Below are 12,253 nucleotides of genomic sequence, written 5' to 3'. Positions count from 1 at the left end.
CCACCACCCCGCGGCAGGCCCCGCGCGACGCGCGCCCCACCGCGCCTCGCGCGGGGCGGTCGCCCGGCCTTCCGGGAAAGGAGCCCCCATGCCAGCGGCACTCCTCGCGCTCGCCCTGGGTGCCTTCGGCATCGGCACCACCGAGTTCGTGATCGTAGGACTGCTTCCCGAACTGGCGGACGACCTGTCCGTGTCCATCCCGAGCGCCGGGATGCTGGTCACCGGATACGCCCTGGGCGTGGTGGTCGGCGCCCCGCTGATGACGGCCGCGGGGAACAGACTGCCGCGCAAGACCATGCTGCTGCTGCTCATGGGGGTCTTCGTCGCCGGCAACGCGCTCTGCGCACTGGCCCCCGGGTACGGTGTGCTGATGGCCGGCCGTCTGGTCGCGGCGCTGTGCCACGGGGCGTTCTTCGGCGTCGGCTCCGTCGTCGCGGCCGGTCTGGTGGCCCCGGAGCGCAGGGCGAGCGCCGTCGCGCTGATGTTCACCGGACTGACCCTCGCCAACGTCCTGGGCGTGCCCCTGGGCACGATGCTCGGGCAGCACTTCGGCTGGCGTTCCACCTTCTGGGCTGTCACGGCCCTGGGGGCGGCCGGGATGCTGGGCATCACCGCGCTCGTACCGCGCCAGGCCCGGGACACCGGAAAGGGCCTGCGCGCGGAGCTGGCGGTGTTCAGGTTCCCCCAGGTGTGGCTGGCGTTGGCCATGACGACGCTGGGCTTCGCCGGGGTCTTCGCCTCGTTCACCTACCTGGCGCCGATGATGACGGGCCTGGCCGGCTTCTCCGCCTCGGCGGTCTCCTGGCTGCTCGTCCTGTTCGGCCTGGGGCTGACCGTCGGGAACGTGGTCGGCGGCCGGGCCGCCGACCGGGCACTGATGCCCACCCTCTATCTGGTGCTGGGCTCGCTGGCCCTGGTGCTGGCGGTGTTCGCCTTCACCTCGGGCAACAGGGTCACGGCGGCGGTGACCATCGCGGTATTCGGCGCGGTGGGCTTCGCCACCGTCCCGCCGCTCCAGATGCGCGTTATGCAGAAGGCCCAGGGCGCGCCCGCCCTGGCGTCAGCGGCCAACATCGCCGCCTTCAACCTCGGCAACGCCCTGGGCGCTTCGCTCAGCGGCGCCGCCATCGACCACGGGCTGGGCTACACCGCGCCGAACTGGATCGGCGCGGGCCTGGCCGCGGCAGGCCTCGGTGTCGCCCTGTTCTCCGGGGCGCTCGACCGGCGGTCGGCGCTCCGCCCGCGCTCCGTACCGGGACCGGCCGTCCCGGATCTCCCCGACCGGGAACAACCCGGTCGTCACGACGACCATGCGAGGTACTCATGACGGACAGACCCCCGAACCGGCGCTCCGTGCTGGCCGGTGGCGCGACCCTCGTCGGCGGCGCCACCGTGGCGGCCACCGGGCTCGCCACCGCGGCGGCCCCGGCCGTCCGGGCCGCCGGCCGCACGACCGGCGCGGTCATCGGTCCGGACGACCCCCGGTACGAGTTGCTGACCACGGGCAACAACCAGCGGTACGTCTCGCGCCCCGACTACATCAGGATGATCCGCTCCACCAAGGAGGCCGAGGACGCCCTGCGCACGGCCTTCCGGGCCGGCAAGCGGGTCTCCGTCCGCAGCGGCGGCCACTGCTTCGCGGATCTGGTCTGCAACCCCGAGGTGGAGGTCATCCTCGACTTCTCCGAGATGACGGACGTGGACTACGACCCCCGGATGCGGGCCTTCCGCGTCGAGTCGGGAGCCCGGCTGCTGAACGTCTACGAGGCCCTCTACAAGGGCTGGGGCGTGACGATACCCGGCGGCATCTGCTACAGCGTCGGCACGGGCGGCCACATCAGCGGCGGCGGCTACGGTCTGCTCTCGCGCGCCCACGGGCTCGTGGTGGACCACCTGTACGCGGTCGAGGTCGTCACCGTCGACGAGCGGGGCCGGGTGCGCACCGTCGTCGCCACCCGGGAGGAGGACGACCCGAACCGTGAGCTGTGGTGGGCGCACGCAGGCGGGGGCGGGGGCAACTTCGGCCTGGTCACGTGCTACTGGTTCCGGTCCCCCGACGCCTTCGGCCGCAAGCCCGGCGACCAGTTGGTCTCCCCGCCCTCCAGCGTCCTGGTCAGCGCCGTCGACCTGCCCTGGTCCGAGATCACCGAGGCGTCCTTCACCCGGCTGCTGAAGAACTTCGGGGCCTGGCACGAGGCGAACAGCGCGCCGGACTCCGAATACCGGCATCTGTCCAGCCTGTTCAACGTCAACTCCAAGGCGCACGGCAGCCTGAGCGTCTTCACTCAGGTCGACGCGACCGTGCCGGGGGCGCGTCGGCTCCTGGACGACTACCTCTCGGCACTCACCGCGGGCACGGGTGTCGCCCCCCGCGCGATGGAGAAGGCCTCCGGGGAGATCGGGTACATGCCCAACCTCGCGGAGCCGCGCGAGATGCCGTGGCTCAAGGCGACGCGCATGGTCGGCACCAACAACCCGACCATCACCGACCCCATGTCACGGGCGGCGCACAAGTCCGGCTACATGCGGGAGAACTTCTCCGGCCACCAGATAGCCGCGCTGTACAAGTACATGACCCGCCCGGACTTCCACAATCCCGACACCATGCTGGTGCTGTTCTCATTCGGCGGCCGGGTCAACGCGGTCGCACCGGACGCCACGGCCAACGCCCAGCGCGACTCGGTTTTCAAGATGACCTTCCAGACGTTCTGGCCGGACGAGCGGGACGACCGGTTCTACATGGACTGGATCCGGGACCTCTACCAGGAGTTCTTCGCCGAGACCGGAGGCGTCCCGGAGATCAACGGGCGCACCGACGGCTGCTACATCAACTACGCCGACAGCGATATGGCCGATCCGCGCCACAACCGCTCGGGCACGCCCTGGCACACGCTCTACTACAAGGACAACTACCCCCGGCTCCAGCGGGTCAAGAAGCGCTGGGACCCGGGCAACTTCTTCCGCCACTCCCTTTCCGTGGAGCCCGCGAAGCACTGACCGCGCACCGGCGGGCACCGGATCGCCCCTTGCGCCGACGCCCGCTGCCCCGATCGCCCGCTTCCGCTCAATCGCCCGTCCCCACGAGGAAAGAGACGTCATGCGGACCGTCGCCATCGTTCTGGGCACTCGCCCCGAAGCCATCAAGCTCGCTCTCCCGATACGGGCCCTCCAGGAGGACCCGCGCTTCCACCCCGTCGTCATCTCCACCGGGCAGCACCGGCAGATGCTGGACGACACCCTCAGGGCGTTCGGCCTCAAGCCGGACATCGACCTCGCGGTCATGGCCCCCCGTCAGACCCTTCCGCAGACCACGTACCGCTCCCTGCGCCGGCTGGAGGAGGAACTCCAGAACATCCGCTGCGAGGCGCTGCTCGTGCACGGTGACACCGCCAGCACGCTGGCGGGTGCGCTGGCCGGCTTCCACCACCAGATCCCCGTCGTGCACGTCGAGGCCGGATTACGCAGCGGCCACCTCCATTCGCCCTTCCCGGAGGAGGGCAACCGCCGGCTGGTGGCCCAGATATCCGCCCTCCACCTGGCCCCCACCCCGGGCAACAGGGAGAACCTGCTGCGGGAGGGCGTGTCCGAGGGGTCGATCGTCGTCACCGGCAACACGGTCATCGACGCCCTGCGGTGGGCCGGCGGCCAGGAGGAAAGCTTCGGCGATCCGGCCCTGGAGGATCTGCACACCGATCCCCGCCGGGTCGTCGTCGCCTCGGCGCACCGCCGTGACGCCTGGCCCCGGCTGCCCCAGATCGCACAGGCCTTCGCGGACATCGCCGACGAGCCGGACGTGCGCGTGGTCGTGCCGCTGCACCGCAACCCGTCCGTGCGGGAGGCGATGCTGCCCCGGATCGGCGACCACCCGAACATCACGGTCGTCGACCCGCTGCCCTACCTGAACTTCTGCAGGCTCGTCCGCCGCGCCGACATCCTGCTCTCCGACAGCAGCGGCGTGCAGGAGGAGGGGCCGGCCCTCGGCAAACCCACGCTGGTCATCAGCGATGTCACGGAGCGGTCCGAGGCGGTCGCGGCGGGCACCGCGCGCCTGGTCGGCACCCGGCACGCGGGCATCGTCGAGGAGACCCTGCGGCTGCTGCGCGACCCGGAGGCCCACCGGCGGATGGCCACGGCGGCCAACCCCTACGGGGACGGCCGGGCCACCCGGCGCACCGTGGACGCACTGGCGCACTTCTTCGGGGACGGCCCGCCCGCGGTGCCCTTCGTCCCCGGGGGGGCCGCCGCCGACCTCACTGTGGAGATGGCATGAGCACGACATCCGTGACCGCGGCGCGGGGAATCCGCAACGCCTCCCGCCGGCTGGACCTCGGAGGGGAGCGCGTCACCGCCGAGATGGTCTCCGACGTGCGGGACCTGCACCTCGAAGGCCCCGCGGTCGTCGTCAACACCGGGATGACGGACGCCCTCGCCGGCGAGGCGCCGCGCAAGCCGATCCCGCCGCTGAACTCGTCCCTGCTGAGCGGTACGCAAGTAGCCCGCGCCGACACCCTGGTGGTGCTGCGCACCGCCGCGGGGGACGGCTCCGCCGGCGAGATCACCGGTGAACCCGGCTGGAGTCTGCTGGGCGACCTCCTCGGGGACGGCGCCGGCGTCACCGGCGGCCTGCCCTTCGACCGGAGCACACCGCTGTGGAAGGGCCCGCAGGAAACCCTCGGACGGGTGCGGTTCGACCCCGCGCACCTGCTGCGGGAGAGCCCGGAACCCGCCCGCGAGGACCTCTTCGAGGTCCGCGTCAACCTGTGGTTCGCCCCCGCGGGCACGGACTGCTTCATCCACAACCGCCACGACTTCATCGAGGTCCACACCCAGGTCCTGGGGCACGGACGGATGCAGAAGTTCAGGGAGCAGGACCACCGCACGCTCTACGAGGACGTGCCGATGAGCCCGGGCTACACCACGCCGGACCCCTTTTGCGCCACCCGGCCGGACGGCTCGTTCCACTACCCCTGGCACCAGTACCGGGCGGACACCGACTGCGTCTGGCTGGCCGTCGAATACCACCGCGTCACCCCGCTGACCGACGACAGATGAGGACTGCCATGACCGACCGCCCCTCCCTGCGCAAGCCGAGGTTCGTCCCCGAACTGGTTACCGACCAACTGCGCGACGGCTACTGGCTGGAGGCACCCGACATCGACGGCGACGGCCGCCCCGACCTGTTCGGGTACGGCCTCCGCCTCGGTGAGATCTACTGGTACCAGAACGACGGCTCATGGACCCGCCGGCTGGCGGCCGACAAGTTCCGCATGCCGGTCGGCGCGGACTTCGCCGACATCACCGGCAACGGCGTCGCCGACATCATCTTCTGCCACGAGCTGTACGGGCCGATCGGCACGATCGTCGACCCCGACACCGAGGGCGGGAAGATCACCTGGCTGGAGAACAACGGCAGCCCGGACAAGGACCCCTCCCGCTGGAAGCAGCACTACGTGGGCCGGGCCACCGGAATGCATCGGCTGAGAGCCGGGTACTTCACCCAGACCGAGCGGCTGGAGATCATCGGGCTGCCGATCGTGGCCAAGGAGGACGTGCACGCCGTCCTGCCCGTGGTGATGTTCACCCAGCCCGACGACGTGCACGGGGCCGAGGAATGGCCGATGACCGTCATCGACGACAGCAGCTTCCGCATGATCCACGGAGCGGAGAAGAAGGCGGGTCTCGTCCCTGGTTCCGGCCTGGACTCGCTGCTGCTCGCCTCCGACGAGGGCGTCACCTGGCTCCACTACGACACCGGCCGGCGCGAGTGGGTCAGCGAGCTCATCGGAACCGGGGAGCTGACCCAGTTCGAACGGACCGGCTTCCGGGGCAGCGGCGACCTCAACGCCGGGCGACTCGGCGACGACCCCATGGCCTACGTCGCCGCGCTGGAGCCCTTCCACGGCAACACGGTCGCGGTCTACACCAGGACCGGAGAGCCGGCGGACGGGGATTCCGGCTGGCATCGCACCCTGCTGGACGTCTACGGCGACCCCAACGAGAACGGCGAGGGCCCGGGTCACCAGATCGTCTGCGCCGACTTCGACGGCGACGGTGACGACGAGTTCCTCGTGGCCCTGCGCGGCCCGTGGCCCTGGCAGGGGGTCATCTACTACAAGGCCGTCGACCCTGCGAACGGCGTCTGGGCCAAGTGGCGCGTGTCGGACGAGTCCGTGGCCCGCATCGCCACGGCCGACTTCAACGGTGACGGCCGGCTGGACTTCGCCACCATCGCCTACTCGGTCCAGAACTACTACGTGGCCAAGGACGCCAAGGTCATGGTCTACCGCAACGAGACCGTCCAGGCGGACGGCAAGTAAACCGCCGTTCCGGGCCCGGGGCGGCGGCTCACACACCGCCCGCCCCGGGGCCCGCCGGCATTCGGGAAAAGGAGTGGTGTTCCATGTCGTCGGCAAGTCCGACCAGCGGTGCCGCGGAGGCCGGCCAGGGCACGAGACGGAGCAATCTTCCGTCCCTGACCGGGCTGCGCTTCTTCGCGGCGCTGCTGGTCTTCTTCTTCCACACCTCGCTGTCCAACTCCCCCATACCGCCCAACGACCCCATCAACCCGTTCGCCGACGAGGACATCGCCACAACCTACGAGAAGCTGCTGCTGAACACCGGTTACATAGGCGTCTCCTTCTTCTTCGTCCTCTCCGGCTTCGTCCTGGCCTGGTCCTCCCGCCCCGGGCAGCGGATGACGGCCTTCTGGCGCCGCCGGGTGACCAAGCTCTTCCCCAACCACCTGGTGGTGTTCGCGGCCTCGCTGGTGCTCTTCGCCGGCTCGGCGATCGCCTCGGTGGGGCACTGGCTGCCCAACCTCTTCATGGTGCACAGCTTCTTCCCGCAGCCGGACGTCAACCTCAGCATGAACCCGCCCAGTTGGTCGCTCAGCAGCGAGCTGCTGTTCTACCTGCTCTTCCCGCTGCTGATAGTGCCGATCCGCAGGATCAGGGAGGGCGCGCTGTGGGCCTGGGCCGCCGCCATGGTCGCCGGCACCGTGCTCGTCCAGCTCGTCTCGATGCACCTGGTGCCCGCCACCCCCAAGTCGGCGATCACCCCCATATCGGACATGCAGTTCTGGTTCGGCTACCTCTTCCCGCCCGGCCGCCTCTTCGAGTTCGTCCTCGGCGTGCTGCTGGCCCGGATCGTGCTCGCGGGCCGGTGGCCGGGCTGGGCCACCACCCCGTTCGCCCTGCTCCTCACCGCTCTGGGCTACGGAGCCGGCTTCATGGTGCCGTTCGAGTACACCTTCGTCGTCGCGACGATCGTACCGATCGGCGCCCTGATCGGGGCCGTGGCGGTCTCCGACTCCCGCGGCGACCGCTCCTGGCTGAGCAGCCGGACGATGGTGTGGCTGGGCGAGGTGTCCTTCGGCTTCTACCTGGTGCAGGGGGTGACGATCTTCTACCTGCGCTCACTGATGGACGGCGCCACCTACGGCGTTCCCGGCTCGCTGCTCGTCATCGCCGGTTTCTTCGCCGTGAGCCTGGCGGGCGGCGCGCTGCTCCACCACTACGTGGAGATGCCCGCGATGCGCCGCTTCGGCCGGAGCCGGAAGGAGATGCGGGAGCTGGCGGACGCCGGACGGCCCTCCGTCACCAGAACCGCCACCGGAACCATCGGCGAGCCCGCGGTGCCGGCGCAGGGCGTGAGATCCCCGGAGCCCGGCGCCGGGAAGCCCGGCAACCCCACCGCGCCGGTGCCCTGACGGCACCGCCTACACCGCCGGGGCCTTCCGGAGCCCGCGATCGCGGGCTCCGGAAGGCCCTCACCTGTCCAAGATCCCTCAGCCGAGACCTGGCTCACCCGTCCACAACCTCCCGGGACAGAAACAGCTAGGCACCGGCTGCCGCGGCTTCCACCGGTACCGCGGCGGCGTACTCGGCGAGCAGGCGGTACGAGCGCAGCCGGTCCTCGGGATCGCAGGCGAGGGTGTTCACCATGACCTCCTCCACCCCGTGCTCCTCGGCCAGCCGGACCAGCCGCGCGTGGACCCGCTCCGGGGTGCCCCAGACCAGAGCGCGGCCGCGGACGGCGGCGCGCTCCGCCTCCAGGGCCGTCCACCGGTGGTTGCGCGCGGTTCGGGGCGCGGGCAGCGGCAGGTCCTCCCCGAGGTCCTTGCGGGACCGCCACAGCAGCACGCTCTGAGCCAGCGCCTCGGCCTCGGCCTCGCTCTCCGCCGCCACCGCGCGGACCGCCAGCACCCCGGGGCCGGGCGCCGGAGAGCCGCCGCGCGGCACAACCGACTCCCGGTACGCGGACAGGGCAGCCGTCGCGGGCCCGGGATTGAGGAAGTGGGCGAAGGCGAACTCCGTCCCCAGCCCTCCCGCCAGGTGCGCCGAGCCCAGGCCGGCCCCCAGCAGCCACATCCGCGGCGGCACGGGGGGCACCCCGGGCAGACCCGGCCCGCCCTCCATGCCGAGCATCCGGCGCAGGAGGACGACGCGCTCCGGGTAGTCCTCGGCCGGACCGCCGGCGCGGCCAAGCCCCATGTCCACCCGGCCCGGGTACAGGGACGCCAGGACGCCGAACACCTCGGCCACCTTCCCCGGCGTGTAGCGGGGCAGCAGCACCCCGCCCGTTCCGACCGTGATGCGGTCGGTGCTCGCCAGGAGCGCCGCGGCCAGGACCTCCGGCGCGGTGCCGGCGAAGCCCGGTGAGTCATGGTGCTCCGCGACCCAGAAGCGGGCGAATCCCAGCTCCTCCGCCATCCGGGCGAGGTCGACGGACGAGCTCAGCGCGTCGGCGTGCGAGAAGCCCTCGCCCACCGGCGACTGGTCCAGGACCGACAGTCGCGTCCTCATGATGGACTCCTTCCGATTCGAACGGGCCCCGGTCGCGGTGCCGGGGCCTCCCGCCGGGCGCGGCGCCCGGCGGGAGGGGGTGTGCACGGTCACCGGCCCGGGATCAGGCCCCGCGGACGGTGGCGGGGACGATCCGGTAGTCGCGCTGGAAGACCAGGTTGTGCAGGTCGGCGGCGGCGATGGCGCGCAGCACCGGCACCTCGGCCGCGGCCTGCTCCTGGGTGAACACGTTCAGCGGCCACTCCTGCACCGTCGCGCCCCGCAGGTGCGGGTGGTGGAAGGAGCGCCCGAAGTGCGCCACAAGCGTGATGGGCATGATGCCCGTCTCCCGCTGCTCGGCCCACGACAGAGTCCAGACGGCGGCCAGCCCGCCGTCGGAGGCCCGCTGCGCCCCGCTGGCCTCGATCTTCCCGCCCCCGTCGAGCAGCGCGGTGTCGAACTCCTCCAGCACCGCGACGGCGTACGGGTGGAGGAGCTCGACCGCCCGCCTGAAGTGCCTCTCCTTGCCGGCCCGGGAGACGGTGTCGCCGCCGGTTCCGTGGGTCCCGTCGCGCAGATCGCCGAAGTGCCTCTTCAGAGCCTCGATGTGCGGGGGCTCGGTTGCCCGCGTGTTCTCGGTCATTGCCGTCCTTTCAGGGTCCGGGGGATTCGGGCACGTGCTGTGCCAGGTGGAGGCGGAGGACCGTGCCCAGCCACTGGCGGACGGACAGGCCCTCACCGGCGGGCACCGAGTCGCGCAGGATCGCGGCGTGCGGAGTCCTGGCGAACGTGCGCAGCATCACCTCGTTGCCCGCCTCGTCCAGCCGCCGGGCATACGCGACGACGTCGTCGAACACCGGGTCGAGATCGCCGACGGCGATGATCGCCGGTGCCAGCCCGTCGAACCGGTCGGCCTCCAGCGGTGTGCTGGGCAGCCGTTCGCCGTGCCGGTGCGTCACCGGCCGGTCGCCCCGGTACATCCGCCAGGCCGTCAGCATCCGCGTCACCGGCGGGAAGGCGTCCGGCATACGGGTGTAGGACGGGGCCGAGCAGGACGGGTCGAGCGGCGGGTAGGCGAGCACCTGGGCGGCCAGCGGCTCACCGCGGTCGCGCCACACCAGGGCCGCCGAGGCCGCCAGCGTCCCGCCCGCGCTGTCGCCGCCCACCGACAGCGCGGGTTCGGCCTCCTCACGGGCGGCCAGGTCCCGGGCCCACCCCATGACGGTGAGCACGTCCTCCAGCTGCGCCGGATGCCGGTGGACCGGGGCGAGCCGGTAACCGACGCCGACCACCGTGCACCTGGAGACGCGCGCCAGCTCGGCGCTCGTCTCGTGCCACTGCTCGACGGAGGCCGCCTGCCAGCTGCCGCCCGGTGCCCAGACCAGCCAGCCGTACCGGAAGGGCTCCGGCCGGTAGAGCCGGACCGGGATGGTGTGCGTGCCGGCGGGGACGCGCAGTTCCTGCCAGCGGACCTCGTCGGAGCGCGGTAGGTCGCGGTCATGCATCTGCGGACTTCCTCCTGCGGGAAGCGTCGGCCGGCCGGTGCCCGACCGGCCGGCCGCGCGGGGGCTCACTCTGCGCTGACCTGTGCGGGTTTGCGGAGGAACAGCACGGCCGCGAGCACTCCGGCGAGCACGATGGCGGCGTTCACGCCGACGGCCACCTTCAGCCCGCCGAGGATGCCCACGGCGCCCGCGCCGGTGATGGAGGCGGTCGCGATGGCGCTCATGATCGGCGTGCCCATCGTGATGCCGACCTGCTGCGTCATGGTCGCCAGGCCGGTGGCGAGGCCCTGCTCGTGGTCGGGAAGGCCCGTCGTCGCGGTGATCATGAAGCCCACGATCACCAGCATGTTGCCCACGCCTCCGGCGAAGGTGGCCACCAGCAGCAGCCACATCCACGACCGGTCGTCGCCGAGGCCGAGGAGTGCCGCGGTGGCGACGGTCTGCAGCAGGCCGCCGGCGATCAGCGTCGAGCGGGTGCCGATACGCCCGACGACCCGCGGGGCGACGGACCCGCCGATGACCGTTCCGATGCCCAGTACACCGAACGACAGACCGGCGGAGAGCGGGGAGAAGTCCAGGACCTTCTGGAGGTAGAGGGTCATCAGGAAGACCAGGGAGGTCTCGGTGAGGAAGGCGATCAGGCCGGCGACGTTGCCCCAGGCGACGTTGCGCCGGCGCAGCACCCCCACCGGCACCAGCGGGGAGGCCGCCCTGCTCTCGACCGCGTAGAAGAGCAGCAGCAGCGCCACGCCCACGGCGAGGGAGGCCATGGAGACGGGCGAGGTCCAGCCGTGCTCACCGGCCTGGGTGAAGCCGAAGACGACGGCCAGCAGGCCGAGTGTGACGGTGATGGCGCCGGGCAGGTCCAGCTTCGGGCGGCCCTCGGGGCGCGATTCCTTGATCACCACCACCGCGGCGACCAGCACCACGGCGACGACCGGCACGTTGATGAAGAAGGCCCAGCGCCAGGAGAGCAGGTCCGTCAGCAGGCCGCCAAGGATGGCGCCGGTGGTGAACCCGGCCGACATGAGAGCTCCGTTGAGCCCCAGCGCCTTGTCCCGCAGCGGTCCCTCGGGGAAGGAGGTGGTCAGCAGCGACAAGCCCGCCGGCGTCACCGCGGCCGTCGCCAGACCCTGGAAGATCCGCGCCACGATGAGCAGTTCGGGTGAGGTCGCCAGACCACCCAGCAGCGATGCCGCGCCCAGGACCAGCAGGCCGCCCAGGAACAGCCGCCTGCGGCCGAACAGGTCCGCGATACGCCCGAACAGCAGTGTGAACCCGGCCGCGCACAGCGCGAAGGACGTGGCGATCCACTGGAGGTTCGCCAGCTTGAAGCCCAGCCCCTCGCCGATGACCGGAAGCGCCACGTTCAGGATGGAGAAGTCCACGGCCAGCATGAACTGCGCGGCCAGCAGGATCACCAGCACCAGCCGCAGGCGGGGGGTGAGCCGGGTGGGGGGCGGCTCCTCGGCCGGTCTCACACCGGCCGTGTCGATGACGCTCATCAGGGGATTCCCTTCTCTTCTCTCGCGCGTTCGTCGCGGAAAGAGCCTCGCCGGGACGCGGCACCCCAGCCAGAACCCGCTTGAGACCAGCACCGCGCAGGGTGGTCACGACAGGACCACCCTCGGCCGCGACACGGGTCGCCCGGCACGGGCATCATGGAGACCGCAGCCGCCGACCCGAGGGGTGCCGATGAGCGCGTCATCCGAACTGGGAGACTTCCTGAGGAACCGCCGCGGCGACCTCCGCCCGGAGGATGTCGGCCTGCTGCGGCACACCGGCCGGCGCCGCGTGCCGGGGCTGCGCCGCGAGGAGCTGGCGATGCTCGCCGGCGTCAGCGTCACCCACTACACCCGGCTGGAGCAGGGACGGGCGACGACCGCCTCGGACTCCGTCCTGGACGCGATCGCCCGGGCGCTGCGGCTGACCGACGACGAGACCGCCCACCTGAAGGACCTGGCC

General features: G+C 71.6%; 11 protein-coding genes. 7 read left to right on the top strand and 4 right to left on the bottom strand.

Features of this window, described 5'->3' with window-relative positions:
* Positions 1–88: 88 nt before the first annotated feature.
* The 6 genes from L7D48_RS18380 to L7D48_RS18355 all read left to right on the top strand — a co-directional run bounded on the left by L7D48_RS18380 (position 89) and on the right by L7D48_RS18355 (position 7,708).
* Positions 89–1,327: an MFS transporter gene (locus L7D48_RS18380; protein ID WP_237880552.1), complete on the top strand. Its 1,239-nt coding sequence runs from the start codon at positions 89–91 to the stop codon at positions 1,325–1,327.
* Positions 1,324–2,997 (top strand): FAD-binding oxidoreductase, encoded by a 1,674-nt coding sequence (locus L7D48_RS18375; RefSeq protein WP_237880551.1) that lies wholly within the window; start codon positions 1,324–1,326, stop codon positions 2,995–2,997. The genes L7D48_RS18380 and L7D48_RS18375 overlap by 4 nt, the downstream gene beginning before the upstream one ends.
* Positions 2,998–3,097: 100 nt before the next feature.
* A complete protein-coding gene (wecB, locus tag L7D48_RS18370; protein ID WP_237880550.1) occupies positions 3,098–4,270 on the top strand; it encodes a non-hydrolyzing UDP-N-acetylglucosamine 2-epimerase in 1,173 nt (390 codons plus the stop codon).
* Positions 4,267–5,052 (top strand): hypothetical protein, encoded by a 786-nt coding sequence (locus L7D48_RS18365; RefSeq protein WP_237880549.1) that lies wholly within the window; start codon positions 4,267–4,269, stop codon positions 5,050–5,052. The genes wecB and L7D48_RS18365 overlap by 4 nt, the downstream gene beginning before the upstream one ends.
* 8 nt (positions 5,053–5,060) lie before the next feature.
* Positions 5,061–6,317 (top strand): VCBS repeat-containing protein, encoded by a 1,257-nt coding sequence (locus L7D48_RS18360; protein ID WP_237880548.1) that lies wholly within the window; start codon positions 5,061–5,063, stop codon positions 6,315–6,317.
* An 83-nt stretch (positions 6,318–6,400) separates the two neighbouring features.
* Positions 6,401–7,708 (top strand): acyltransferase, encoded by a 1,308-nt coding sequence (locus tag L7D48_RS18355; RefSeq protein WP_237880547.1) that lies wholly within the window; start codon positions 6,401–6,403, stop codon positions 7,706–7,708.
* A 127-nt stretch (positions 7,709–7,835) separates the two neighbouring features.
* Here the strand turns inward: L7D48_RS18355 and L7D48_RS18350 are convergent, their stop codons facing one another.
* The 4 genes from L7D48_RS18350 to L7D48_RS18335 form a co-directional block, all read right to left on the bottom strand.
* Entirely contained in the window at positions 7,836–8,804 is a 969-nt protein-coding gene (locus L7D48_RS18350; protein WP_237880546.1) for an MsnO8 family LLM class oxidoreductase, read from the bottom strand.
* Positions 8,805–8,907: 103 nt separating this feature from the next.
* Complete coding sequence (locus tag L7D48_RS18345) at positions 8,908–9,426, bottom strand: hypothetical protein (RefSeq protein ID WP_237880545.1); 519 nt, start codon at positions 9,424–9,426, stop codon at positions 8,908–8,910.
* A 10-nt stretch (positions 9,427–9,436) separates the two neighbouring features.
* A complete protein-coding gene (locus L7D48_RS18340; protein WP_237880544.1) occupies positions 9,437–10,288 on the bottom strand; it encodes an alpha/beta hydrolase fold domain-containing protein in 852 nt (283 codons plus the stop codon).
* Between the two features lie 65 nt (positions 10,289–10,353).
* Positions 10,354–11,793 (bottom strand): MFS transporter, encoded by a 1,440-nt coding sequence (locus tag L7D48_RS18335; protein ID WP_237880543.1) that lies wholly within the window; start codon positions 11,791–11,793, stop codon positions 10,354–10,356.
* A gap of 190 nt (positions 11,794–11,983) precedes the next feature.
* On the opposite strand from L7D48_RS18335, the gene L7D48_RS18330 reads away from it, so the two are divergent.
* Positions 11,984–12,253 (top strand): helix-turn-helix domain-containing protein (locus tag L7D48_RS18330; protein WP_237880542.1); only part of this gene is annotated, 270 nt, incomplete at its 3' end.

The sequence above is a fragment of the Streptomyces sp. ICN903 genome (genome assembly GCF_022015835.1).
Taxonomy (GTDB): Bacteria; Actinomycetota; Actinomycetes; order Streptomycetales; family Streptomycetaceae; genus Streptomyces; species Streptomyces fenghuangensis.
Note: the sequence above shows the minus strand (reverse complement) of the source record. Positions and strands in the feature narration are given on the sequence as shown.